This is a genomic window from Kitasatospora sp. NPDC042419 (assembly GCF_056437345.1).
Window position 1 is genome coordinate 421,675 of record NZ_JBWKAW010000005.1, and the last position, 25,962, is coordinate 447,636.

Here is a 25,962-nt window from a genome sequence, read left to right on the forward strand (position 1 = left end):
GCAGAGAACTCCGGGGGCGCGGGGTCGAACTCGCGCCCCCGGAGGGTTCGGTGGGTGACCGGCGGCTGCCGGATCGTTACTTCGGTCGCCTGGTTCCGCTCAGCCGGGGGGGCCGGCGGAGCTGGAACCAGTAGAAGCCGTGGCCGGCGAGGGTGAGCAGGTACGGCCACTCGCCGATCGAGGGGAAGCGCACCCCGCCGATCAGCTCGATCGGGTACCGGCCCCCGAACTGCCTCAGGTCCAGTTCGGTCGGCTGCGCGAACCGCGAGAAGTTGTTCACGCACATGACCAGGTCCCCTTCGTACTCACGGACGAAGGCCAGCACCGCGGGGTTGCTGGAGGGCAGTTCGGTGTACGTGCCGAGGCCGAAGGCCGGGTTGAGCTTGCGGATCTCGATCATGCGACGCGTCCAGTGCAGCAGTGAACTCGAACTGCTTTGCTGCGCTTCGACGTTGGTCACCTGGTAGCCGTACACCGGATCCATGATGGGCGGCAGACTGAGCCTGCCCGGGTCGGCGGAGGAGAAACCCGCGTTGCGGTCCGGGGTCCACTGCATCGGGGTCCGGACGCCGTCCCGGTCGCCGAGCCAGATGTTGTCCCCCATGCCGATCTCGTCCCCGTAGTAGAGCACCGGCGAGCCGGGCAGGGAGAGCAGCAGCGCGGTGAACAGCTCGATCTGGTTGCGGTCGTTCTCCAGCAGCGGGGCCAGCCGGCGGCGGATGCCCACGTTGGCGCGCATCCGCGGGTCCTTGGCGTACTCCGCGTACATGTAGTCGCGCTCCTCGTCGGTGACCATCTCCAGGGTCAGCTCGTCGTGGTTGCGCAGGAAGATGCCCCACTGGCAGCCGTGCGGGATGCTCGGCGTCTTGGCGAGGATCTCCGAGACCGGGTACCGGGACTCCCGGCGGACCGCCATGAAGATCCGCGGCATCACCGGGAAGTGGAACGCCATGTGGCACTCGTCGCCGCCGGAGGCGAAGTCGCCGAAGTAGTCGACGACGTCCTCCGGCCACTGGTTGGCCTCGGCGAGCAGCACGGTGTCCGGGTAGTCGGCGTCGATCTCCTTGCGGACCCGCTGGAGGAACTCGTGGGTCTCCGGCAGGTTCTCGCAGTTGGTCCCCTCGCGGGCGAACAGGTAGGGCACCGCGTCCAGCCGGAAGCCGTCGATGCCGAGGTCGAGCCAGAAGCGGAGCCCGGCGATCATCTCGTCCTGGACGCGCGGGTTGTCGTAGTTGAGGTCCGGCTGGTGCGAGAAGAACCGGTGCCAGTAGTACTGCTTGCGCACCGGGTCGTAGGTCCAGTTGGAGGTCTCGGTGTCGACGAAGATGATCCGGGCCTCGGGGTACTGCTTGTCGTCGTCGGCCCACATGTAGAAGTCGCCGTACGGGCCGTCCGGGTCCTCCCGGGAGGCCTGGAACCACGGGTGCTGGTCGCTGGTGTGGTTCATGACGAAGTCGATGATCACGCGCATGCCGCGCAGGTGCGCGGCGTCCACGAACTCCATGAAGTCGGCGAGGTCGCCGAACTCGGGCAGGACCGACTTGTAGTCCGCGACGTCGTACCCGCCGTCGCGCAGCGGCGAGGCGAAGAAGGGCGGCAGCCAGAGGCAGTCGACCCCGAGCCACTGCAGGTAGTCGAGTTTGGACGTGAGCCCCCTGAGGTCCCCGACCCCGTCGCCGTTGCTGTCCTGGAAGGACCGCACCAGCACCTCGTAGAAGACCGCACGCTTGAACCACTCCGGGTCCAGGTTCTTCTTCGAGGTCTCGGGGAAGGTGTCGGGAACGGGCTCGTTCACTGTCACGCCGGGTTCCTCCGAACCGTGAGGAGGTGAGCCGGCTCGGCTGAGGGGTCGAGCCGGACGTAGTTGTGCCGGCCCCAGGTGTAGGCGGCACCGGTGAGCTCGTCGTGGACCGCGTACGGCCCCTCCCCGTCGAGGGTGACGGTGGCCTCCTGGACGTGGCGCGGGTCCAGGTTGACCACGGTGATGACGTGGTCGGTGAGGCCGTCGGGCGTCAGGGCGGTCTTGGAGTAGGCGAGCACCTGGTCGTTGTCGGTGGGGTGGAAGCGCAGCGAACGCAGCTGCTGGAGGGCCGGGTGGCGGCGGCGCAGCCGGTTCAGGACGGTGAGCAGCGGGGCGAGGGTGTCGGTGCGGCTCCAGTCGCGGGGGCGCAGTTCGTACTTCTCCGAGTGCAGGTACTCCTCGGAGCCCGGGTGGGCCGGCTCGTTCTCGTACAGCTCGTAGCCGGCGTACACGCCGTAGCTGGGGGAGAGGGTGGCGGCCAGCACGGCGCGGATCGCGAACGCGGCCGGGCCGCCGTGCTGGAGGAAGTCGTGCAGGATGTCCGGCGTGTTCGGGAAGAAGTTGGGCCGCATGTAGGCGGCGGCGTCACCGGAGAGCTCGGTGAGGTACTCGATGAGTTCCTGCTTGGTGGTGCGCCAGGTGAAGTACGTGTACGACTGGTGGAAACCGATCTTCCCCAGGGTGTGCATCATCGCGGGGCGGGTGAACGCCTCGGCCAGGAACACCACGTCCGGGTCGGTGCGGGCGATGTCGGCGAGCACCTTCTCCCAGAACACCACCGGCTTGGTGTGCGGGTTGTCGACCCGGAAGATCCGCACCCCGTGGGCCATCCAGAACCGGAGCACCCGGATCGTCTCCTTGACGATTCCGTCCATGTCCTGGTCGAAGTTGATCGGATAAATGTCCTGATACTTTTTCGGCGGGTTCTCGGCATGGGCGATGGTGCCGTCGGCGCGGTGGCTGAACCATTCCGGGTGCTTGTTCACCCACGGGTGGTCCGGCGAGCACTGCAGCGCGAAGTCCAGCGCCACCTCCAGGTGCAGCGCCGCGGCCTCGGCGACGAAGTGGTCGAAGTCCTCGATGGTGCCGAGGTCCGGGTGGACGGCGTCGTGGCCGCCCTCCGGCGAGCCGATCGCCCACGGCGATCCGACGTCGTGCGGACCGGCCGTCAGGGTGTTGTCCGGGCCCTTGCGGAAGGCTCGCCCGATCGGGTGGACCGGCGGCAGGTAGACCACGTCGAAGCCCATCGCGGCGACCGCCGGGAGCCGCTCGGCGGCGGTCCGCAGGGTCCCGGACCGCGGCGGCTCGACGCCCGACGGGTCGACCACCGCGCCCTCCGAACGGGGGAAGAACTCGTACCAGGAGCCGAACAGCGCCCGCTCCCGGTCCACCTGGAGCGGCAGTGGGCGGGAGGCGCTCACCAGTTCGCGCAGCGGGAACCGGACCAGCAGCTCCTGCACCTCCGGGGCCAGTGCGGCGGCCAGCCGGGAGAGCGGCGGCAGCCCCGGGTCGCGCAGCGCGTCGACCGCGGCCAGCACCTGGGCCCGGCCGTCCTTCTTCGGGACCCCGGCGGCGGCCCGCTCCAGCAGCTGGGCGCCCTCCTCCAGGACCAGCGCGGTGTCGATCCCGGCCGGCAGCTTGATCGACGCCGCCCGGCGCCAGGTGGCGACCGGGTCGGACCACGCCTCCACCAGGTACGACCAGCGGCCCGGCGCGGTCGGGGTGACGTGCGCGCCCCAGCGGTCGGTGCCGTCGGCCAGCTCGCGCATCGGCGTCCACGGGCCGCCGCGGCCGCGCGGGTCGCGCAGGACGACGTTGGCGTTGACCGCGTCGTGGCCCTCCCGGAAGACGGTCGCGGTGACCAGGAAGGTCTCGCCGGCCACGGCCTTGGCCGGGCGGCGGCCGGCGTCTACGAGGGGGCTGACGTCCAGGACGGGGATGCGGCCGATCACGGTGTCGCTCTCTGTCGTCTTGCGGGCGGCGGTCTTGCGGGCCGGGGGTTTGCGGGCGGCGGGTTCGGCGGAGGCGGCCCTGCCGGTGGCGGGTCCGCCGGTGGCGGTCGTGCGGGAGGCGGCTTCCCCGGTGGTGGGTCCGCCGGTGGTGGTCGTGCGGGAGGCGGTCGTGCGGGAGGTGGGTTCGGCGCCGGCCCCGGTGGTGGCCGGTCCGGTCGCGGGCCCGGCCTTCGCGGTGGCGGGTCCGCCGGCGGTCGCGCTGCGCCGGGTGGTGGTGGTGCGCTTGCGCGGTGCCGCGGGTCGGCTCTCCTCGGCCCCGGGTTGTCGGGCCGGTTCGTCCGCTCGCTCCGTACGGATAGCCCCGGCTCCCCGGGGGGCCGGCATCGGCGCGTCTGTCCGAATGTCAGAATCCATCCGTCCGGCGGATTCCGCGACCGCTGCGTCGAGGGTGTCGGCCACCGGTGTGGACTGGTCCCGCGTGTCGCCGTGCATGCCAAACTCCTGCCCGAGATCGGCGGCAGCTCCCGCGGGCCGGCGGGGCCAGGGGAGTACCGGGAGGACTGCTGGGTGGGGAGGACGTGCGACCGGAAGCCTGCCCGCGCCGCCGTGCCCGGCAACCTGCCCCGCTCCCGCCGAGCCCGTGGCGGGGCGCCCGAGAGCCCGCGCGCGTCCCGGCGCACGCCTCTCGGGGCACACCCCTGGGCGACCCAACCCACCCGTGAACGAGCGGGCCGAGTCCGAGGACACGCATCGGTGCGCCGTGAGCGCCGAATGGACCAAGGAGGAAGCGGAACGGTCAACGCGAAAAGGATTCGGACGTGCTGCTTCTCGGGGGAGCGCCACCCGTCTCCGCACGCCCCGCAGCATCAACGACCTCGGCTCATCGTCGCACCGGACGCGCGACTTTTGCAGCGGTATGACAGTAGTTTCGGGTGTGATCGGGGTCGGAACCGCCGCCGGAAATGGATCTGTTCCGCAGTGTTCACGTATTGGTGGCGCGGCCCCCGAAAAAGTGCGCCTCGTGCGCCCCCCGTGCAGCCCAATGCGCCGAATGCGATCTCATCAATAGGCCGAACGGATGCCGAATAGCTCGACTGACGCACCATCATGTCACTCCCCGCGGCTACGCTTCACGCCGTGAAGGCAATCCGCAGATTCACCGTCCGCACCGTCCTGCCCGAACAACTCCAGCCGTTGCACGAGCTGGCCCTCAACCTGCGCTGGTCCTGGCACCCCGAGACCAGGGACCTCTTCCGGTCCGTGGACCCGGAGGTCTGGGCCGCGACCGGCGAGGACCCGGTGCGACTGCTCGGGGAGGTCCCGGCCGCCCGGCTCGCCGCGCTCGCCGCCGACCGGCGGTTCCTGCGCAGACTCGGCGACCTCGCCGACGACCTGCGGGAGTACCTGGCCGGCCCGCGCTGGTACCAGTCGGCCGGGCAGGGGGCCGACGTCCCGCTGCCCGCCGCCATCGCCTACTTCTCGCCCGAGTACGGCATCGCCGCCGCGCTGCCCCAGTACTCCGGCGGCCTCGGCATCCTCGCCGGGGACCACCTCAAGGCCGCCAGTGACCTCGGGGTCCCGATCATCGGTGTCGGGCTCTTCTACCGGCACGGCTACTTCCGCCAGTCCCTCGACCGGGACGGCTGGCAGCAGGAGCGCTACCCGCTGCTCGACCCGGACGAACTCGCCGTCACCCTGCTCCGCGAGACCGACGGCACCCCCTGCCGGATCGACCTCGCGCTGCCCGGCGGCCGCACCCTCGCCGCGCACGTCTGGAAGGCCCAGGTCGGGCGCGTCCCGCTGCTGCTGCTCGACTCCGACATCGAGGCCAACTCGCCCGCCGAGCGCGACGTCACCGACCGCCTCTACGGCGGCGGCAGCGAGCACCGGCTGCTGCAGGAGATGCTGCTCGGCATCGGCGGCGTCAGGGCCGTCCGCGCCTACTGCCGGCTCACCGGGCACGCCGCCCCCGAGGTCTTCCACACCAACGAGGGCCACGCCGGCTTCCTCGGCGTCGAGCGGATCCGCGAACTCGTCGCCGACACCGGGCTCGACTTCGCGGCCGCCCTGGAGTCGGTCCGGGCCGGCACCCTCTTCACCACCCACACGCCCGTCCCGGCCGGCATCGACCGGTTCGACCGCGACCTGGTCGCCCGGCACTTCGGCGGCGACACCGCCCTGCCCGGCGTCCCGGTCGAGCAGGTCCTCGTGCTCGGTGCGGAGAGCTGGCGCGGCGGCGACCCCAAGCTGTTCAACATGGCCGCCATGGGCCTGCGGCTCGCCCAGCGGGCGAACGGCGTCTCAACGCTGCACGGCGAGGTCAGCCGGTCCATGTTCAGCGGCCTCTGGCCCGGCTTCGACACCGCGGACGTCCCGATCACCTCCGTCACCAACGGCGTCCACGCCGCGACCTGGATCGACCCGGCGGTGGTCCGGCTCGGCGCCGCCGAGATCGGCGCCGACCGCGCCGAGGCCGCCATGACCACCGGCGACACCCAGCGCTGGACCGGCCTGGAGCGGATCGGCAACACCGAGATCTGGGAGCTGCGCCGCAGCCTGCGCGCCCAGCTGGTCGACGAGGCCCGCCGGCGGCTGCGCGCCTCCTGGCGCCAGCGCGGGGCCGGCGAGGCGGAACTCGGCTGGGTCGCCTCGGTGCTCGACCCGGACGTCCTCACCATCGGCTTCGCCCGCCGGGTGCCGTCGTACAAGCGGCTCACCCTGATGCTCCGCGACCCGGAGCGGCTGCGCGCCCTGCTGCTGCACCCGACCCGGCCGGTCCAGATCGTGGTCGCCGGCAAGGCCCACCCGGCCGACGACGGCGGCAAGCGGCTGATCCAGCAGATGGTGGCCTTCGCCGACGACCCGGCCGTCCGGCACCGGATCGTCTTCCTGCCCGACTACGACATGGCGATGGCCCGGCACCTCTACCCGGGCTGCGACGTCTGGCTGAACAACCCGCTCCGCCCGCTGGAGGCCTGCGGCACGTCCGGGATGAAGGCCGCGCTCAACGGCTGCCTCAACCTGTCCGTGCTGGACGGCTGGTGGGACGAGTGGTTCGACGGCCAGAACGGCTGGGCGATCCCCACGGCCGACACCGGCAACGGGGTGCTCGACCCGGAGAGCCGGGAGGCCGAGCGGCGCGACGACATCGAGGCCGCCGCGCTGTACGACCTGATCGAGGAGCAGGTGGCCGCCCGCTTCTACGACCGGGGCGGCGACGGCCTGCCGCACCGGTGGATCGCGATGGTCCGGCACACGCTGGTCACCCTCGGCCCCAAGGTGCTGGCGGGGCGGATGGTCCGCGAGTACGTCGAGCGGCTCTACGCGCCCGCGGCGGTCGCGCAGCGGGAGCTGGCGGCGGCCGGGTCGGCGGGGGCCGGGTCGGTGGGGGTCACCGGTTCGGCCGGAGCGCTCGCCGAGGCGGGGTCGCTCGGGGAGACGGGGCTGCTCGGGGAAGTGGGGCTGCTCGATGACGCGGGTGCGGCCGTCGAGCTGGGGGGCCGGGAGGCCGTCCCGTACGCCGGCGCGCGCGAACTGGCCGCCTGGAAGGCCAGGGTCCGGGAGGGCTGGCCGGCCGTCCGGGTGGAGCACGTCGAGGCGGACTGCCCGGACGAGGCGCAGGAGCTGGGCAGTTCACTGGCGCTGCGGGTGCAGGTCGCGCTCGGCCCGCTGGAGCCCGGGGACGTCGAGGTGCAGGCCGTCTCCGGCCGGGTCGACGAGTCGGACCGGATCTCGGACGGCTGCCTGCTCGCCCTCAAGCCGGTCGGCGGGCCGGACCTCGACGGGCGGACCAGGTACGAGGGCTCCCTGGAGCTCTGCCGCACCGGTCCGTTCGGCTACACCGTCCGGGTGCTGCCGGCCCATCCGAGGCTGGCCTCGCCGGCCGAGCTGGGCCTGGTCGCACTGCCTCCGGAGGCCACCGGGATGGACGCCGGGCTGCTGCGCTGAGTCCGCCGGCGGGCTGTCGGCCCTGACGGCGGGGCGGGGAGCCGGGCGGCCCGGTTCCCCTGCCCCGTCCGGGGGCCGTGGCCGGCGGCGGCCCGGCGCCGCTCGCCCGTGCCGCCCGCGCCGAAGCTCCATGCCCCGTCGCCCCCGCGCTGTCGCCCGCGGGGGTGGCGGGGCATGGTGTGTGCGGTCCTGTCGTGCGGTTCCTGCGGTGTCGTTCCTGCTGTGCGGTTCTCGCGGTGTGGTGTGGTGTGGTGTGGTGCGTGATCCGTGCCGCGTGAGGTCAGCGGACCGCCGCGACCAGGGCGTCACTGACGGAGCGCCACGCCACCCCGGCTTCGCTGAACCCGGCCTCGACCAGCCGGGCGGTGTGCCATCCGGCCGGGTGGGACTCGCCGTCGGCGTGCGAGCCGTACATCGCGTTCCGGGTGGCGACCTGCTCGGCGAGCAGCGGGTCGGCCGCGGCGGCGACCCACCAGCCCTCCCAGTCGAGGACGCCCTCGGCCACCTCGCGTTCCTGGTGCCGCTTCCGGAAGGCCGTGTCGGCCGCGCTGAGCAGCGGGATCGACGCCTCGGGGGCGTGGTCGGCGTTGAGGAAGACCCCGCCGGGCCGGACCAGTCCGGCGAGGTCGCCGTAGAGCCGGACCAGGTCGTCGGTGGGCAGCCAGTGCAGGGCGGTCGCCGTCACCACCGCGTCGAACGGGCCGGGCGGCAGGGCCCGGGCCCACTCCGGGTCCTTGAGGTCGGCGGTCACCAGGGTGAACCGCTCGTCGTCGCCGAGCACGCCGCGGGCGATCGTCATCAGCGCCGGGTCCTGGTCGACGCCGACGCTGACGGAGCCGGGCAGCCGCGCGAGCAGCCGCTCGGTGATGCTGCCGGTGCCGCAGGCGAGGTCGAGGACGCGCGGCCGGGGGCCGGCCACCGCCTCGACGAGGTCGAGCATCACCCGGAACCGCTCCTCGCGGTCGGGCAGGTACCACTCCTGCTGACGGTCCCAGCTGCGCTGCCACTGCTCCCAGTGGTGTCGGTCGACCATGGTCGCTCCCTCGGTCCTGGACTGGATCGGTAAGGCCCGGAAGCGACTCTAGACCCTTTCGGTAATGGACGAAAGGGCCTGGAGTCTCTTACGGATGGCGGGCCTGAGTCCGGGGCTGGGAGCCGGGGCGGGATGGACGGGGAGGGCAGGGCGGGACGGCGGAGGCCGGGCGTTCGGCGGATCGGCCGAGTCGGCCGGCGGTCGCCGGGTGGCCTCGATCCCGTTGCTTCGCGGCATCCGCGCGTCAGTTCGAGGGAGTGCTTCCTCCCACCCCCCCCCGCGATGCGTGCCCGGGCCCCGGACGGCAGGGCCGTTCCGCGGGCCCGGGCACCGGAGGTCAGACCAGGCTGTCCCGCCACGCCTGGTGGAGTTCGGCGAAGCGGCCGGCGCCGTCGATCAGCTCGCCCGGCGTGCCGTCCTCGACGATCCGGCCCTGGTCCATCACCAGGACCCGGTCGGCGATCTCCACGGTGGAGAGGCGGTGGGCGATGATCACGGCCGTCCGCCCCGCCAGCACGGTGCGCATCGCCCGCTGCACCGCCTGCTCGCCGGGCACGTCCAGCGAACTGGTCGCCTCGTCCAGGATCAGCACCGCCGGGTCGGCGAGCAGGGCGCGGGCGAAGGCCACCAGCTGGCGCTGGCCGGCCGAGATCCGCCCGCCGCGCTTGCGCACGTCGGTGTCGTAGCCGTCGGGCAACTCGGCGATGAACGCGTGCGCGCCGATCGCCCGGGCGGCCTCCTCGACCTCCTCCCGGGTGGCACCGGGCCGGCCGATCGCGATGTTCTCGGCGACGGTGCCGGAGAAGAGGAAGGACTCCTGGGTCACCATCACCACCCCGCGCCGCAGCTCGGGACCGGCCAGGTCGCGCAGGTCCACCCCGTCCAGGGTGATCCGGCCGTCGGTCGGGTCGTAGAACCGGGCGAGCAGCTTGGCCACCGTGGACTTGCCGGCCCCGGTCGCGCCGACCACGGCGACGGTCTGCCCGGCGGGCAGCACCAGGTCGAAGGGCGGCAGCACCTCCTTGCCGGTGCGGTACGCGAACCGCGTCTTCTCGAAGTGCACCTCGCGGCCCTTGGCGGCCGTCGCGGGCAGCTCCTTCGGCTCGGCCGGCTCGGCGACGGTCGGCTCGTGGGCGAGCAGTCCGGCGATCTTCTCCAGCGCGGCGGCCGCCGACTGGTAGCTGTTGAGGAACATCGCCAGCTGGTCGATCGGGTCGTACAGCCGGCGCAGGTAGATCACGAACGCCGTCAGCACGCCCAGCGCGAGGCTGCCGTCGGTGACCAGGTAGGCGCCGAGCAGCACCATCCCGGCGGTCCAGACGTTGGCGGTGCCGCGGGAGAGGCCGACGTACCGGGCGATCTCCAGCAGGCCGTCCGCGGTGGCGGTCGCCGACTGCCGGTTCACCACGCCGAAGGCCGCGTCGTTGGCCCGCTCGCGGCGGAACGCCTTGACCGGGCGGATGCCGTTCATGGTCTCGGTGAAGCGGACGATCAGCGAGGCCGCCGAGGTGCGCGAGCGGCGGTACACCCGGCGCGAGCGGCGCCGGAACGACCGGGCGATCAGCCAGAGCGGCAGGAACGAGGCCAGCGACACCAGTCCGAGTCGCCAGTCCAGGACCAGCAGGATGACCGAGATCGAGCAGACCGAGAGGAAGACGGTCAGCAGCTCCTGGAGGCCCTCCGAGAGCAGCTCGCGCAGCGCGTCCACGTCGCTGGTGGCGCGGGAGATGATCCGGCCCGAGGTGTACCGCTCGTGGAAGTCGAGGCTGAGCCGCTGGGCGTGCCGGAAGATCCGGCCGCGCAGCTCCAGCAGGATGTCCTGGTTGACCCGGGCGCTGATCTTGATGAACGTCCACTGGAGCACCGTGCCCAGCAGCGCGCAGCCGAGGTACGCGGTGATCACCGCGATCAGCGGCCCGGAGTCGTCGTCGCGCAGCGCGGGGATGCCGCGGTCCATCGCGAACGCGACCAGCAGCGGCCCGGCCTGGAGCGCGGCCTGCTGGAGCAGGATCACCGCCATCGCGACGACGACCCGGCCCCGGTGCGGGCCGAGCAGCGAGCGCAGCAGCGCCCCGGGCGCGCCGGGCGGGACGGGGATGTCCTCCTCGTCGGCGGGCGGGGCCGGCAGCTCCTCCTCGGCCGGGGCACCGGTCCGGTCGCCGGCCTGGCCGCCGGGGTCCGGGGCGCCGAGGGCGGTGGCACCGGTGGTGGTCGGGTCGGTGGTCGGGTCGGTGGTCGTCGGGTCGGTGGTCGGGTCGGTGGTGGTCGGGGCGGCGGGATCCGCGCCGGCCGTTCCGGTGCCGCCCGCCTTCCGGCCGGCGGGTTCGACGGTGGTGGTCATCGGGCGGTGCTCCCCTCGGGGACGAGGGCGGCCTCGCCCGACATCAGTTCGCGGTAGAGCGCGGAGCCGTGGAGCAGTTCCTGGTGGGTGCCGACCGCTTCGATCCGGCCGTCGGCGAGCACCGCGACCCGGTCGGCGAGCATGACGGTGCTCGGCCGGTGGGCGACCACGAGGGCCGTCGCGGAGCCGAGGACCTGCCGCAGGGCGCGCTCCACCAGCGCCTCGGTGTGCACGTCCAGCGCGGAGAGCGGGTCGTCGAGGACCAGGAAGGCCGGATCGCCGACCACCGCGCGGGCCAGGGCGAGCCGCTGGCGCTGGCCGCCGGACAGGCTCAGGCCCTGCTCGCCGACCTCGGTGCCGACGCCCTCCGGCAGCTTCTCGACGAAGCCGGCCTGGGCGGTGGCGAGCGCGGCGTGCAGCCGGTCGTCCCCGGCGCCCGGGGCGCCCATCAGCACGTTCTCCCGCACGGTGGCGGAGAACAGGGTGGGCTCCTCGAACGCCACCGCGACCAGCTCGCGCAGCCGGGTCCGGTCCAGTTCGCGGATGTCCCGGCCGTCCAGGGTGATGGTGCCGCCGGTGGCCTCGTACAGGCGGGGGAGCAGGGCGGTGAGCGTGGTCTTGCCGCTGCCGGTGGCGCCGACCAGGGCCATCGTCTCGCCGCTGCGGATGTGCAGGTCGATGCCGCGGAGCAGGTCGGGGGTGCCGGCGGGGGCGTCGGGGTAGCGGAAGCGGATGCCGGTGAGCCGGATGCCGTCGGGTCCGGTGGTCTTGGTGATCTTGGTGGCGTTGGTGGCCTTGGTGAGCTCGGCTGGCGTGGTGGGCGTGGTGGGCGCGGAGGCGGTGGCGGGTGCGGCCGGGTCCGCGGTGGCCTCGGCCTCGGGCTCGTCCAGGACCTCGAAGAAGCGGTCGGTGGCGGTCGCGGCCTCGTTGGCGTACGCGAGCAGCCAGCCCAGCGACTCGACCGGCCAGCGCAGCGCGAGCGCGGTGGAGAGGAACGCGACCAGGGTGCCGGCGCTCAGCTCGTCGTGGGCGACCAGGTAGGAGCCGGCCGCGAGGGAGCAACCGAGGGCCAGCTCGGGCAATCCGACGATGAGCGCCCAGAGGTTGGCGAGCAGGCCGGCCTTCTTCAGCTCGGTGCGGCGGAGGTCCCGGGAGCGCTCGCGGAACCGTTCCGCCATCGAGCGGTGGCGGCCGAAGGCCTTGAGGATGCGGATGCCGAGGACGGACTCCTCGACGACGGTCGCGAGGTCGCCGTTCTGGTCCTGGGCGAGGCGGGCGGCGCCGGAGTAGCCGGCCTCGAAGCTGCGGGTGAGCAGGAACAGCGGCACCACGGGCACGAGCGCGATCAGGGCGAGCCGCCACTCCTGGGTGAACATCAGGGCGGTGCCGGCCAGGAAGGTCACCGAGTTGACGATCAGGAAGACCAGGGGGAAGGCCAGGAACAGCCGCATGGTGTACATGTCGGAGGTGGCGCGGGACAGCAGCTGGCCGGAGCCCCAGCGGTCGTGGAAGGAGACCGGCAACCGCTGCAGCTTGGCGAAGAGGTCGCCGCGCATCGCCGTCTCGACCCCGGCCAGCGGTCTGGCCAGCACCACCCGGCGGGTGTAGAAGAGGGCGGCCTCCGTGAGGCCGAGCAGGAGCAGCAGGCCGACGAGCGGCCAGAGTCCGTCGAGGTCGTGCTCGGCGATCGGTCCGTCGACGATCCGGCCGAGCACGAGGGGAACGAGCAGCACGCTGAGCGCGGCGAGCAGCGCGGCGGTGACCGAGATGGCCAGCCGGGCGCGGATCGGGCGGACGTACGGCCACAGGCGCAGCAGTGAGCGCACCGTCGACCGGTGGGCGGGCGCGGAGTCGGGGGTCTGGTTCTCGGCCATCGCCGTGAGGGTAGGCCGGGCCGCCGTCATTTCTCATCCGGTTTTTCGGACCTGTCGTCGAATACCGGCCACGGCCCGGCGGTCGGGGCAGGGGTGGGGCGGGGTGGAACGGGCGCGAGGGGCGGGGGTGCGAGGGGCGAGGTGTTCGGATGGGGCGTGGGGGCCGGCGTTCGGGTGTCCGGTGTCAGGCGCTGTCGTGCGGGCCGGACGCGCGCCGGTCCCCGTCCGGTGTCCGCAGCAGCCGCAGCGAACGCCCGCCCAGTACGACCACGTCCTGCGGGAGATGCGTGCCGGTGGCGTCCGCCGTCGTCTCCACCACCGTCTCGTACCGTGCGCCGGCTGCCGCCCAGGGCTCGCCGGGCAGGGTGAACGCGACCGGTTCCGGCCCGGAGTTGAGCAGCAGCAGGAAGCTGTCGTCGCGCAACGGGCGGCCGTACCGGTCCCGTTCGGACATCGCGGTGCCGGAGAGCAGCATGCCCAGCCCGGCGGTCCGGGCGAACCAGTCGGCCTCGGTCATCTCCTTGCCGAGCGGGGTGAACCAGGCCAGGTCCGGCTGCCCGCCGGGAGCGGGGGCGCGGCCGGAGAAGAACGCCCGCTGCCGCAGCACCGGGTGGGCGCGGCGGAGCCGCACGAGACGCGCGGTGAACTCGTACAGCCCGCGCCAGCCCGGGTCGGCGAGCAGCGACCAGTCCAGCCAACTGACCTCGCTGTCCTGGCAGTAGGCGTTGTTGTTGCCGCCCTGGGTGCGACCGAACTCGTCCCCGGCGGTGATCATCGGGACGCCGGCGGAGAGCAGCAGGGTGGCCGTCAGGTTGCGCAGCTGGCGCTGCCGCAGGGAGTTGACGGCCGGGTCGGTCGTCTCGCCCTCGGTGCCGTGGTTCCAGGACCGGTTGTCGTCGGTGCCGTCCCGGTTGGCCTCGCCGTTGGCCTCGTTGTGCTTGCGGTCGTAGGAGACCAGGTCGCGCAGGGTGAAACCGTCGTGCGCCGTCACGTAGTTGACCGAGGCGTACGGCCGCCGGCCGCCGCGCTGGTAGAGGTCGGAGGAGCCCGAGAGCCGGTACCCCAGCTCCCGGACGTCCGGGCGCGCACCGCGCCAGAAGTCCCGCACGGTGTCCCGGTAGCGGTCGTTCCACTCGGCCCAGAGCGGCGGGAAACCGCCCACCTGGTAGCCGCCGGGGCCGACGTCCCAGGGCTCGGCGATCAGCTTCACCCGGCTCAGGACCGGGTCCTGCGCGACGGCGGCGAGGAACGGGTGCTCCATGTCGACGGCGTCGCCGCCCCGCGCCAGCGCGGCGGCCAGGTCGAAGCGGAAGCCGTCCACGCCCATCTCGGTCACCCAGTAGCGCAGCGAGTCGGTGATCAGGCGGATCACCTGGGGGCGACGGGTGTCCAGGGTGTTGCCGCAGCCGGTGTAGTCGGCGTAGCCGCGCGGGCGGTTGGGCGGCAGGCGGTAGTAGCCGGCGTTGTCGATGCCGCGCAGCGAGAGCGAGGGGCCCAGCTCGGCGCCCTCGGCGGTGTGGTTGTAGACCACGTCGAGGATCACCTCGATCCCGGCCGCGTGGAGCGCGTGGACCATCCGCTTGAACTCGCCAACCTGGCCGCCGCGCGAGCCGGAGGCGGAGTAGCCGGCGTGCGGGGCGAAGTAGCCGGCGGTGTTGTAGCCCCAGTAGTTGACGAGCCCGCGGGCCTGGAGGTGGTCCTCGCTGACGTGCTGGTGGACCGGCAGCAGCTCCACCGCGGTGACGCCCAGCCCGGTGAGGTGGTCGATCGCGGCCGGGTGCGCCAACCCGGCGTAGGTGCCGCGCAGTTCGGGCGGGATCCCGGGGTGGCGGAGGGTGAAGCCGCGGACGTGCACTTCGTAGAGGACGGTCTCGGCCCACGGGGTCTTCGGGCGGTGGTCGTCGTACCAGTCGTCGTCGTCCTGGACGACGACGGATCTGGGCACGAACCGGGCCGAGTCGCGGTTGTCCCGGACGGTGTCGGCGACGTCCGCCTCGGGCCAGTTGCGGACGGCGGCGCAGGCCGCGTCGTGGGAGGTGTAACAGCCGTCGATCGCCCGGGCGTACGGGTCGAGCAGCAGCTTGGCCGGATTCCAGCGGGCGCCGGTCCACGGATCCCAGCGGCCGTGCACGCGGAAGCCGTACCGGGTGCCGGGGAGCACGCCGGGGACGAAGCCGTGCCAGACCTGGAAGTCCTGCTCGGTGAGGCGGTGCCTGGTCTCCAGGCCGTCCTCGTCGAAGAGGCAGAGATCGACGGCCTCGGCGCCGGCTGCCCAGAGGGCGAAGTTGGTGCCGTGGCGGCCGTCCGGCTCGGTGCGGAAGCGGGCGCCGAGCGGTTGCCAGCTGCCGGGCCAGGGCGGCCCGTCGGCGTGCGCCGCACCGCGCGCCGTGTGCGCTGCGCCGTGTGCCGCGCCGTGCGCTGTGCCGTGCGTGCGCACGGCGGAATCCAGCTCCTGCCCTGACGCCATGGCGGTGCCCTCCCTGGCCGGGGTGTCCCGAACCCCGTGAGGGGTCTCTTTCCCTGATCGCGCCGGGTGGATGCGGCTGAACGGTGTCTTACCGGCGGATGGCGGGCGAGCGCACAGAAAGTCGGCGGGTCCGACTTTCTGTGCAGCGGGCCCGCTGGGCCGGGTGGGCGGGGGTGGAATATGTCGACCGGTCTACATAGTCGCGCTGCGCGGTCGCGGTCGGGCTCGCTTCGCGGGCCTCGGCCACCGGGGTGGGATTTCCGGGCGTGTCCGCGTGTCCTGCCGGGATTGCCCTCGTTGTGCGGGGTATCGGACGGAAACGGCGGGAGGCCCCGGTATGCGGCCCCGAGGACTGATGTGGGCGCGGCGGGTGGCGGCGCTGGGGTGCTGTCTGGCGGTGCTGGCCGGGTGCTCAGGAGGTGGCGGCGCACCGAGGACCCCGAGCGACGACGCGGCCCCGCCGGGCGCCGGGGCACCGCCGCCCGCCTCCCGGGCGGTGATCACCGCGCTGCCCGCCGACAACGCCCAGAACGTCCCGCCGGAGGGCCCGGTCCGGGTGACCGTCGCCCAGGGCCGGCTGGTCTCCGTCCGGCTGGCCGACACCCAGGGCAACGAGGTGGCCGGGACGGTCTCCGGGGACGGCACGAGCTGGACGCCGGCCGGTCCGCTGCCGTTGGGCACCGCCTTCACCCTGGACGCCGTCGCCGAGGACGACCAGGGCCAGAAGGCCGCCCAGCACACCGACTTCTCGACGATGGCCCGCGCGCACACCTTCGTGGCCTTCTTCACCCCCGAGGACGGCTCGACGGTGGGCGTCGGCATGCCCGTGTCGCTGCGGTTCAGCCGGACGATCACCGACCGGGCGGCGGTGGAGCGCGCCGTCACGGTGACCGCCGACCCGCCCGTGGAGGTGGCCGCGCACTGGTTCGGGGGCCAGCGCCTGGACTTCCGGCCCAAGGCGTACTGGGCGGCGGGCACCAAGGTGTCGGTGGCGCTGCGGCTGAAGGACGTGCAGGGTGCGCCGGGCGAGTTCGGCACCCAGGCGAAGGACGTCCGGTTCACGATCGGCCGGGCGCAGGTCTCCACCGTGGACCTGGACGCCCACACCCTCACCGTCCGGGCCGGCCAGGGCGGCCGGGTGGTGCGGGTGCTCAAGGTGTCCGGCGGGGACGCCAAGCACACGACCTACCGCGGCGTGCTGGTGGTGTCGGAGAAGTACCGGGTGACGAGGATGAACTCGCAGACGGTCGGGATGGGCGACGAGTACGACATCAAGGACGTGCCGCACGCGATGCGGCTGACCAACTCGGGCACGTTCGTGCACGGCAACTACTGGGCGAATCCGGCGGTGTTCGGCACCGCGAACACCAGCCACGGCTGCATCGGGCTGGCGGACGTGAAGGGCGGGGCCAGCAAGGAGAGCCCGGCGGGCTGGCTGTTCGAGCACACCGTCCCGGGGGACGTGCTGGAGGTGAAGGCCTCGGCGGGGGACGTGGTTCCCCCGAACAACGGTCTGAACGGCTGGAACCTGCCGTGGGCGCAGTGGGTGGCCGGGAGCGCCCTACAGTCGTCCGCGAGCCCGTCCGGTGCCCCGGCCGCCCCGACCGCCGGGCCGTCCCCCGCGCCGGGCGTGTCGGAGGGGGGCGGGACGGCGGGTGTCCCGGCGAAGCCTGCGTCCGGGTCTGCGTCCGGCCCGGCGTCGGGGGCCGCCTCCGGACCGACGGCGGGCTCGGCCGCGTTCCCCGCGGGCGGCCGCCCCGCGAGCCCGTCGGCGAACCGGCCCGCAGGCGCCTCGGCAGGCGCCGCCGCGGGTACCCCCGAAAGTGCGGCGGCGCCGCCCGCCGGGCCGTCCCCGTCCCCGTCCCGGAGCGGGGCCGTCGGCTAGGCCGCCACCGCGGCTGCCACCACGGCCACCGCACAGGCCGCCACCACAGCCGTCACCACAGCCGTCACGTGCAGGGTCGCCGGCCCGTGGCGGTCCCGTGCGGATGATCTTCACGCACATTCACTGGGATCCTCCCCAAGATTCACTCATTCGGCCCAGCTATCCTGCTTGCCGCGCCGAAGCCCGGCGCGGAAGATCACCGGTCCGCTGCAACCCTCTCGGGCGACAGCGCGTCCATCAGGGTGGACACCGGGAGGGGAGAGACCGTGAAGCCGGTTAGGGCGGCCGACGCCGCGATACGCACCAACACCAGCCGCCGTCTGCGTCGCAGTGCGGTGGCGCTGGCGATGGGCGGGGTGCTGCTGCTCACTGCGGCCTGCAACGACGACAAGGGCGGCGACAAGGCCGACGGCGGCGGGGACGCGGCCGCGACGGCGGGCGCCGCAGGCGGGGGCAACGGCGGGGGGACGCCGGCGCCGGCCCAGAGCTCGACGGCGCCGAAGACCTCCGCGGCCGTGCTGACCGTCGAGCCCAAGGACGGCGCCCAGGACGTCGCGCCGACCAACGCGCTCCAGGTGTCGGTGGCCAACGGCAAGCTCACCACGGTCGAGGTGACCGACAAGGAGGGCAAGCCGGTCGCGGGGGCGATCACCGCGGACGGCCTCGGCTGGAAGCCGAGCGCCGCGCTGGCCGTCGGCATGGCGTACAAGGTGAACGCGCAGGCCGCGGACGCCGAGGGCCTGGTGGCCGCGTCGACCACCTCGTTCACGACGCTGACGCCGGACAAGAAGGTCTCCACCAACGACAACATCGCCGACAACGCCACCTACGGCGTCGGCATGATCGTCTCGGTGGTCTTCAACAAGGACATCAAGAACAAGGCCGAGGTCCTCAAGGGCATCTCCTTCGAGACCAACAACGGCACCGAGGTGAAGGGCCACTGGTTCGGCAACCGCCGGGTGGACTTCCGTCCGGAGAAGTACTGGACCCCGGGCACCAAGGTGGTCATCAAGTACCGGCTGAAGAACGTCGAGGTGGCCCCGGGCGTCTACGGCGACGTGGAGAAGGACGAGCCGTTCGTCATCGGCCGCTCGCAGGTCTCCGTCGCGGACTCGGCCTCGCACCAGATGACGGTGACCCGGGACGGCGTGGCCCACACCGTGCCGGTGACCCTCGGGGACGAGAAGAACCCGTCCTGGAACGGCACCATGGTGATCTCCAGCAAGGAGAAGGTCACCCGGATGAACTCGCAGACCGTCGGCCTCGGCGGCGAGTACGACATCCCGGACGTGCCGCACGCGATGCGGCTGACCACCTCCGGCACCTTCGTGCACGGCAACTACTGGGCCAACCCGTTCGGGAAGAGCAACGCCAGCCACGGCTGCATCTCGATGCAGGACGAGAAGGGCGGCAGCGACACCTCGGTGGCCGGCAAGTTCTTCAACGACTCGATCATCGGTGACGTGATCACCGTGAAGAACTCGAAGGAGAAGACCGTCGCGCCCGACAACGGTCTGAGCGGCTGGAACATCCTCTGGCCCAACTGGTAGGTCCTACCCGCCGGTAGACCCGGTCAGTCCAGGTTCGGCGGCGTCCGGCCCGACCCTCACTCGTTGGGGTCGGGCCGGACGCGTTTCCGGGGCCGATTGCCCCCCGAACGGCGCAACCTTTCCGGGGGCTGCCGCGTGTATCTGTCAGGTCCCCCGCACCCCGGCACCAGGGCGGGGACGAGCGCGGGACCAAGGAAGGGGGCGACCGTGAGGTCGATACGCAGGATGGTGGCGGCCGGTCTGGTCGGCGGCGCGCTGGTGCTGACCAGTGCCTGTGGCGGGGGCGGCGGGAACGGGAGCGCGGCCAAGGCCGAGCTGGGCGCCGGCGGGGCCGCGGGGGCCTCGTCGGCGGCCGCGCCGGCTTCGGGGGAGCCGGCCGCGGGCGCCGCCCCGGCCGCCGCTCCGGCAGGAACCGGGACGGGGGCCGGGAGCGGAGCCGCGACGGGGGCCGCGGCGCCGTCGGCGGCCGCGCCGAAGGTCTCGCAGGCGGTGGTGGACATCCAGCCGAAGAGCGGCTCGGTGGACGTCGCCCCCGACGGCACGCTCAAGGTGGCGGTGGCCGGCGGGAAGCTCACCACCGTGAAGGTGAGCGACAGGACGGGCAAGGAGGTGGCCGGTGCGATCGCCGCCGACGGGTCGAGCTGGACCCCGTCCGGCCCGCTGGCGGTCGGCACCGCCTACCAGGTGAGCGCGATGGCGGCGGACGCCGGCGGTGTGGTCGCCACGGCGGACAGCAGCTTCAGCACGCTGACGCCGGAGCGCGAGGCGAAGGCCGGCGACAACGTCGAGAACAACGCCACCTACGGGGTCGGCATGATCGTCTCGGTGACCTTCGACAAGGACGTGAAGAACAAGGAGGCGGTCGCGAAGGGCATCTCCTTCAAGACCGACAACGGCACCGTGGTGAAGGGCCACTGGTTCGGCAACCGCCGGCTGGACTTCCGCCCGGAGAAGTACTGGACGCCCGGCACCAAGGTCACCGTCCAGTACCGGCTGAAGAACGTGGAGATCGCCCCGGGCGTCTACGGCGGCGTCGAGCGGGACGAGCCCTTCACTATCGGGCGATCCCAGGTCTCGACGGTTGACGCCAAGACCCATGAGATGACGGTCGTACGGGACGGTCAGAGCTCGGTCGTCGACATCACCTCCGGCTCGCCCGAGCACCCGACCTGGAACGGCACCATGGTCGTCATGTCCAAGGAGGGCGTGGTGCGGATGCAGTCCAGCACCATGCCCGGGATGACCGGCGACCCCTACGACCTCCAGGTTCCGCACTCCATGCGGCTCACCGACTCGGGCACGTACGTGCACGGGAACTACTGGAGCAACGCCTTCGGCGCGGACAACGTCAGCCACGGCTGCGTGGGCCTGAAGGACGTCAAGGGCGGCGGCGCCGGCACCTCGGCGGGCAAGTTCTACGACGGCTCGCTGATCGGGGACGTCGTGTCGGTGAAGAATTCCTCGCGCGGCCAGGTAGCCCCGGACAACGGGCTCAGCGGCTGGAACCTGGACTGGAGTGCCTGGTAGGAGGCGGTGCGCGGCAACCCGGGCTTGACGGTTCGCAGACCCGGGTTGCTCGCGGCATATGCCGAGCGAGTAGTGATCGTTTGCTCATTGTCCGTACGCGGCCGCTTGCGTTCCGCAATGATGGACCGCATGGCGGGTTGGGGCGAAACAGATCAGTCATCACTTCTCGCGTCCAGCTTGGTTGCTGACGCGTCGTGGGCGTGCTTCCAGGACGCGCTGGCGGCCCTGGAGCGGCTCAGCTCGGAGGAGCTGGAGCGGATGTACGTCGGCAGGCTGTGCGACCAGTCGGCGTCCGGTGAGGTGCGGTTGCCTTCACGGCCGGAATCGGGCCCGGTGGCGCGCCGGCTGGTGCTCTCGGTGCTGGAGACCTGGGACCTGCACCAGCAGCTGGAGGTCGGAGAGTTACTGACCAGCGAGCTGGTGGCCAACGCGGTGCGGCACGCCGCCGGGCGGACCATCGGGCTCCAGGTGTCACGGAAGCCCGGCTGGCTGCGGGTCGAGGTACGGGACTCCTCACGGGCGCTGCCGTGCATGATCCTGGCCGAGCCGCTGCCGATCAACGAGCGCGGGCGCGGGCTGAGGGTGGTCGACGACCTGGCGGACCGCTGGGGCGCCGACCTGCTGCCGCGCGGCAAGGGCGTGTGGTTCGAGCTGAAGGTGCGCGAACGGCACTGAGGTCCGGCGTTCGCGCGGGTCCGGAAAACACGCAGGGCCCCCGATTCACCGTGGTCCGGTGGCTGGGGGCCCGTGCAGGTCATCGCGCCGGCCAAGGGGGTGCGTGCCGCGCGATGGGCGACGGCTGCGCCAGGTCGGGCCAGCCGTAGTCTCGGGGTGCCCGCGGCGAGTCGCTGTCGCCCGCCGTCGGACGATTCGACTATCGCACGGATCTCAGCATGTGGGCAAACCGGGTGGCTTCGATTGCAAGGTTTGTAACTTAGTTCACCTTGGGAATTTGCATAGGTTCACGCTGACGCCTGAGATTATTCATGATCGGCACTATTCGGGGCCTGTTTGCGCCGTGTGCGCGGTGTGCTCGGCGTGTGCCGACGGCCACGGGCTGCGCACCGAGAGCAGCGGGGTGTCGATCCCCAGCTTGGCGGCCGTGCTGTGCACCGACTCCCGCAGGTACGGGTAGAGCACCGTCACGCCGATCTGGTCGACGAACCACTGCTGCGCCTCGGGCCCCAGTTCGAACGGGTCGCCGAGCGAGAACGCCGCCACCGCGTCGACGACGAAGTCCGCCTGGGCGGCGGCCAGCTCCAGCCGGCAGCGCACCTCCAGGGTGGTGCCGTCGTTGCCCTGCCGGAGCCAGACCGACAGCGCGGTGCGCAGCTCCTCCTCGGGCCGGGGCTCCGGCCGGTCGAACAGCCGGCGCCCGCCGACCTCCAGGAACACGACGTCGTCCAGCTGGGCGGCCTCGGCGAGCTCCTGGAAGCTCCCGAACCGCCGGACCGGGCGGCGGGTGGCGGGCGGTGTCATCCGAGGGTCACCGACCGGGCGTCGCCGTCCGTCCAGACCGTCGTGCGTGGCCGCTGCGCGCGTTCGCGGGCCGTCACCCGGACCTGCACCTGGAGGGCGACGGGCGCCGGGGTCCAGACCGGGGTCAGCTCGGCGGCGGTGTGGTCGACCAGGGTGTGCAGCCGCGCGCCGACCGCCCGGGCGTAGCGCTGGAGCGTCGAGTAGCGGGCGTCGCCGCCGACCCGCTCGAACTCGGAGACGGTCGACTGCGAGGTGCCCATCAGTTCGGCCACCTCGCGCTGGGTGAGCCCGCACTTCCGCCGGGCCACCACCAGGGTCTCGACGAGTTCGGCGTAGGCCTTCGCGTCGTCGAGCGCCGCGGCGGTGCGGGGGTCGTCGAGATCGATGCCGAGAAGATCGTGCAGTGCGGACGCCATGGTCTCCTCCCCTCCGAGTCTTCCCACAGTATCGCCCATGGCCGATACCGAGAACCGGGAACTCAGACGTCCGGTGTTCTGTTCCGCCACTCCCTGAGCCGCTTGGAGGCGGCGCCGCGCTCGTTCGACGGGGTCTTCTGGGACTTCTTCTGGAAGAAGGAGAGGGCGAGCAGGACCAGTCCGCCCGATTCCTCCGCGTAGAGGAGGCGGAAGGTGCGGTGGTCGCCGGTGAGCCGGACCTCCAGGATGCCGCTGCCCAGGTCCTTGACGTCGCCGGGGAGGGTCTGGCGGTCCTTGACGCGGTTCATCAGGACGTACAGCTTGGCCCGTTCGTGCGGGGCGAGGTCGGCCTTCTGCAGTTCCTTCTGCACGGGCGCGGATCCGTCCGCGCCCTGGTAGAGCGACCACTCCCGCTGCCCCGGCACCGCCCCACCCCCTCGTCCGCCCTCTCGGCAGTCTAGGCGGGCGATCGATCAACGTCTCGGGGCCGGCGCCCGGTTCCTGGGCCGGTGCTCACCCACCCGTTCCCCCGGGGACGCCCACCCCCCGTCTCCGCCCGACCCCCGCCGTCGCCCGGGTGCCCCCGGCCTCCGCCCGGGCGCCACCGGCTGATGCCCGGTCAATCCCGTTCGGCGGCCGCCGATCCCGCCCGGGACCCCGCCCCTCCGGGAAAGATCAACATCTGCAGAATGTCCGTATGCGGATAACGAACACGCCGAGGCCGGCCACGATCGACGACGCTGCGCAGATCGGCCGCTCCCTGGCCCTGGCCTTCGACGACGACCCGATGATGCGCTGGTTCTTCCCCGACGACGCCACGCGCGGGGCCTCCCTGGCCGACTACTTCAGCACGATCTTCACCCGGCAGTACCTCCACAACGCGGTGTGCGAGCGCACCGAGGCCGCGGTGGCCTTCTGGGTGCCGGCGGCGGCGCAGGACAAGGCCGTTCCCGACGCGGAGACCGTCCGGCAGCTCCAGGAGCTCCTCGGCGACCGCGCCGGGCTGTTCGGGGAGGCCGTCGGGCTGGCCGCCGAGCACGCGCCCCGCGAGCCGCACTGGTCCCTCGCGCTGATCGGCGCCGATCCCGCCGCGCAGGGGCAGGGCCAGGGGTCCGCCCTGCTCCGCTCGGGGCTGGCCAAGGCCGACGCGGCCGGCCTGCCCGCCTACCTGGAGTCCTCCAAGGCGGCCAACCTCCCCGTCTACGAGCACTTCGGCTTCACCGTGCGGGAGGAGCTGGAACTCCCGGGCGGCGGACCGACGCTGTGGAGCATGTGGCGCGAGCCGCGCCCCGTGCCCGCCGCCGCGTAGTCGTCACGCCCCCGGGCCCGCCCCCGCCCCCGGCCCCGGCCCCGGCCGGGGGCGGGCCTCAGCCGGCGGGCGGGGTGGACCGGGCGTAGCGGTCGGCGAGCCGGCGCAGATGGTCGACGAGTTCCGCGGGCTCGGTGACGTCGAAGTCTAGGTCGAGCATGCCCAGGTAGACCGCGAGGGTCTGCACCGTGTCGGCGCCGGTGACCAGGACGCAGGTGTCGGCGTCGAGGGCCTCCACCGTGCCGACCGCGGGGTTGATCCGCTCGATCACCGTCGCCGCCGGGGCGTGGACGGTCACCCGCGCGTGGTACCGCCAGGCCGCGCTCGACACCCGCCGGGAGACGTACGCCGCGATGTCGCCGCCGGGCGGTTCGCGCGGGGTGAAGCGCGGTCCGGTCGGGGTGAGGGGCTGGATCCGGTCGACCCTGAAGGTCCGCCAGTCCTCGCGCTCGACGTCCCACGCGACCAGGTACCAGCGCCGCCCCCAGTTCACCGCCCGGTACGGCTCCACGACGCGGCGGGTGGGCGCGCCGGAGTGGTCCAGGTAGTCGAAGCGCAGGCGCTCCCGGTCGCGGCAGGCGGACACCAGGGCGGTCAGCACGTCCGCGGCCACGGTCGGGGCCGGTCGGTCGGCCGGCACGGCCACGGTGTACGCCTGGATGGCCCGCACCCGCCGGCGCAGCCGCGAGGGCAGCACCTGCTCCAGCTTGGCCAGCGCCTGCAGCGAGGTCTCCTCGGCGCCGGGGACGGCGCCCTGTGCGGCGGTGCGCAGCGCGACCGTCACGGCGACGGCCTCCTCGTCGTCGAGCAGCAGCGGGGGCATGGCCGCCCCGGCGCCCAGCCGGTAGCCGCCGGTGGTTCCACGCGTGGCGTCCACGGGGTAGCCGAGCTCGCGCAGCCGCTCGATGTCGTTGCGGACGGTGCGGCCGCTCACGCCGAGGCGTTCGGCCAGTTCGGATCCCGGCCAGGCGCGCCGGGTCTGCAGCAGGGAGAGGAGGCGCAGCAGTCGTGCGGAGGTGTCGAGCATGAGGACCACTTTGATCTGCGATTAGGAACGTATCGTGCCTATATCGAGAATACTGTTGTCCACATGGAGAACAGCAGCAGCACCGACGCCCGGATCCGCCCCTTCCGCATCGACGTCCCGCAGAGCGAGCTCGACGACCTGCGCGAGCGGCTGGCCCGTACCCGCTGGGGTGCCGAGATCCCCGGCGCCGGCTGGAGCCGGGGTGTGCCCACCGCGTACCTCAAGGACCTGGCCGCGTACTGGGCCGACGGGTTCGACTGGCGCAAGGCGGAGGCGGAGCTCAACGAGTTCCCGCAGTTCACCACCGAGATCGACGGCCAGAACATCCACTTCCTGCACGTCCGTTCGCAGAACCCGAATGCCGTGCCGCTGCTCCTGATGCACGACTGGCCCTGCTCGTTCGTGCAGTTCGTCGACGTCGTCCGGCCGCTGGCGGAGGACTTCCACGTCGTCGTGACCTCCACGCCCGGCACCGGCTTCTCCGGTCCGCTCGGCGAGGCCGGCTGGAACACCGGCCGCATCGCGGGCGCGTTCGTCGAGCTGATGGGCCGGCTCGGATACGACTCCTACGGAGTCCAGGGAACGGGCGGCGGCGCCTGGATCGCCGCCGAGATGGGGCGTCAGGCGCCCGACCGGGTCGTCGGCGTCCACGTCAACGGCCTGGTCACCTTCCCCTCCGGGGACCCCGCCGAATTCGAGGGGCTGACCGAGGCCGAGCAGGGGCGGCTGGCCCGGCTGGAGAACTTCCAGCAGGACAAGATGGGCTTCGTCGCCATCCAGTCGACCCGCCCGCAGACCCTCGCCTTCGGCCTGCACGACTCGCCGGTCGGCCAGCTCGCCTGGATCGCCGAGAAGTTCAAGGAGTGGACGGACCCCGCCGCCGAGCTCCCCGAGGACGCCGTGGGCCGTGACCGGCTGCTGACCAACATCAGCGTCTACTGGTTCACCGGCACGGCGGGCTCCTCCGCCAACCTCTACTACGAGTCGGGCCACGACCCGAGCGCCTGGGCCCCGAAGCCGCGCGGCACCGTTCCGACCGGCGTGGCCGTCGCCCTGAACACCGACATCGCCGTCCGCCGCTTCGCCGAGCGGGACCACAACGTCACCCACTGGACCGAGCTGGAGCGCGGCGGCAACTTCCTCTCCCTGGAGCAGCCGGAGGCTTTCGTCGCCGACGTCCGCGCCTTCTTCGGCACGCTCGGCGCCTGACAGCCGGGAGGGGTGTCCGCGGCGGGCTCCGGCCGCAGGCACCCCGGGCGCGCCGGGCCGCCGGATCCCCCCGGGACGGCGCCGGCTCTCGCGGGGAGGTCCGACGCGAGGAGGCGGAGGCGGGGCGCGTCGGCCGGGTCGACT

The 25,962-nt window shown here is 72.8% G+C and carries 17 protein-coding genes; 7 read left to right on the plus strand and 10 right to left on the minus strand.

The genetic code is table 11. From position 1 onward, the window contains the following. Window positions 1–76: 76 nt before the first annotated feature. Both treS and AC067J_RS14015 read right to left on the minus strand, forming a co-directional pair. Window positions 77–1,801 carry a maltose alpha-D-glucosyltransferase gene (treS, locus tag AC067J_RS14010; RefSeq protein WP_478298809.1) on the minus strand — a complete coding sequence of 575 codons (1,725 nt, stop codon included), beginning with the start codon at window positions 1,799–1,801 and terminating at the stop codon, window positions 77–79. Continuing rightward, window positions 1,798–3,753, minus strand: coding sequence for an alpha-1,4-glucan--maltose-1-phosphate maltosyltransferase (locus tag AC067J_RS14015; protein WP_478298982.1), 1,956 nt, complete (start codon window positions 3,751–3,753; stop codon window positions 1,798–1,800). The genes treS and AC067J_RS14015 overlap by 4 nt, the downstream gene beginning before the upstream one ends. A 1,137-nt stretch (window positions 3,754–4,890) precedes the next feature. Here AC067J_RS14015 and glgP point away from each other — a divergent pair. Continuing rightward, a complete protein-coding gene (glgP, locus tag AC067J_RS14020; protein WP_478298811.1) occupies window positions 4,891–7,701 on the plus strand; it encodes an alpha-glucan family phosphorylase in 2,811 nt (936 codons plus the stop codon). Window positions 7,702–7,981: 280 nt separating this feature from the next. Here the strand turns inward: glgP and AC067J_RS14025 are convergent, their stop codons facing one another. From AC067J_RS14025 to glgX, 4 genes are all read right to left on the minus strand, one after another. After that, window positions 7,982–8,734, minus strand: coding sequence for a class I SAM-dependent methyltransferase (locus tag AC067J_RS14025; RefSeq protein ID WP_478298813.1), 753 nt, complete (start codon window positions 8,732–8,734; stop codon window positions 7,982–7,984). A gap of 337 nt (window positions 8,735–9,071) precedes the next feature. Next, window positions 9,072–11,075, minus strand: a complete 2,004-nt coding sequence (locus AC067J_RS14030; protein ID WP_478298815.1) for an ABC transporter ATP-binding protein — start codon at window positions 11,073–11,075, stop codon at window positions 9,072–9,074. Next, window positions 11,072–12,949 carry an ABC transporter ATP-binding protein gene (locus tag AC067J_RS14035; protein ID WP_478298817.1) on the minus strand — a complete coding sequence of 626 codons (1,878 nt, stop codon included), beginning with the start codon at window positions 12,947–12,949 and terminating at the stop codon, window positions 11,072–11,074. The genes AC067J_RS14030 and AC067J_RS14035 overlap by 4 nt, the downstream gene beginning before the upstream one ends. 184 nt (window positions 12,950–13,133) lie before the next feature. Further along, on the minus strand, window positions 13,134–15,416 hold the full coding sequence (gene glgX, locus AC067J_RS14040; RefSeq protein WP_478298819.1) for a glycogen debranching protein GlgX: 2,283 nt from the start codon (window positions 15,414–15,416) through the stop codon (window positions 13,134–13,136). A 337-nt stretch (window positions 15,417–15,753) separates the two neighbouring features. Here glgX and AC067J_RS14045 point away from each other — a divergent pair, with 337 nt between their 5' ends. The 4 genes from AC067J_RS14045 to AC067J_RS14060 all read left to right on the plus strand — a co-directional run bounded on the left by AC067J_RS14045 (window position 15,754) and on the right by AC067J_RS14060 (window position 21,053). Continuing rightward, window positions 15,754–17,301, plus strand: a complete 1,548-nt coding sequence (locus AC067J_RS14045) for a L,D-transpeptidase (RefSeq protein WP_478298821.1) — start codon at window positions 15,754–15,756, stop codon at window positions 17,299–17,301. Window positions 17,302–17,567: 266 nt separating this feature from the next. Continuing rightward, the gene (locus AC067J_RS14050; protein ID WP_478298823.1) at window positions 17,568–18,851 is read left to right on the plus strand and encodes a L,D-transpeptidase; all 1,284 of its coding nucleotides are present in this window, start codon (window positions 17,568–17,570) and stop codon (window positions 18,849–18,851) included. Between the two features lie 207 nt (window positions 18,852–19,058). Beyond that, window positions 19,059–20,378, plus strand: coding sequence for a L,D-transpeptidase (locus AC067J_RS14055; protein ID WP_478298825.1), 1,320 nt, complete (start codon window positions 19,059–19,061; stop codon window positions 20,376–20,378). 177 nt (window positions 20,379–20,555) lie between these two features. Continuing rightward, a complete protein-coding gene (locus AC067J_RS14060; RefSeq protein ID WP_478298827.1) occupies window positions 20,556–21,053 on the plus strand; it encodes an ATP-binding protein in 498 nt (165 codons plus the stop codon). Between the two features lie 321 nt (window positions 21,054–21,374). Here the strand turns inward: AC067J_RS14060 and AC067J_RS14065 are convergent, their stop codons facing one another. From AC067J_RS14065 to AC067J_RS14075, 3 genes are all read right to left on the minus strand, one after another. Continuing rightward, window positions 21,375–21,857 carry a hypothetical protein gene (locus AC067J_RS14065; protein ID WP_478298829.1) on the minus strand — a complete coding sequence of 161 codons (483 nt, stop codon included), beginning with the start codon at window positions 21,855–21,857 and terminating at the stop codon, window positions 21,375–21,377. Further along, complete coding sequence (locus AC067J_RS14070) at window positions 21,854–22,273, minus strand: helix-turn-helix domain-containing protein (RefSeq protein ID WP_478298831.1); 420 nt, start codon at window positions 22,271–22,273, stop codon at window positions 21,854–21,856. The genes AC067J_RS14065 and AC067J_RS14070 overlap by 4 nt, the downstream gene beginning before the upstream one ends. 62 nt (window positions 22,274–22,335) lie before the next feature. Further along, window positions 22,336–22,698, minus strand: a complete 363-nt coding sequence (locus AC067J_RS14075) for a type II toxin-antitoxin system RelE/ParE family toxin (RefSeq protein WP_478298833.1) — start codon at window positions 22,696–22,698, stop codon at window positions 22,336–22,338. A 272-nt stretch (window positions 22,699–22,970) separates the two neighbouring features. Here AC067J_RS14075 and AC067J_RS14080 point away from each other — a divergent pair, with 272 nt between their 5' ends. Then, window positions 22,971–23,582, plus strand: coding sequence for a GNAT family N-acetyltransferase (locus AC067J_RS14080; RefSeq protein WP_478298835.1), 612 nt, complete (start codon window positions 22,971–22,973; stop codon window positions 23,580–23,582). A 58-nt stretch (window positions 23,583–23,640) separates the two neighbouring features. Here AC067J_RS14080 and AC067J_RS14085 read toward each other — a convergent pair whose 3' ends face one another. Beyond that, window positions 23,641–24,609, minus strand: a complete 969-nt coding sequence (locus AC067J_RS14085; RefSeq protein WP_478298837.1) for a helix-turn-helix transcriptional regulator — start codon at window positions 24,607–24,609, stop codon at window positions 23,641–23,643. Between the two features lie 63 nt (window positions 24,610–24,672). On the opposite strand from AC067J_RS14085, the gene AC067J_RS14090 reads away from it, so the two are divergent. Further along, a complete protein-coding gene (locus AC067J_RS14090) occupies window positions 24,673–25,818 on the plus strand; it encodes an epoxide hydrolase family protein (protein ID WP_478298839.1) in 1,146 nt (381 codons plus the stop codon). The last annotated feature ends 144 nt before the right edge of the window (window positions 25,819–25,962 follow it).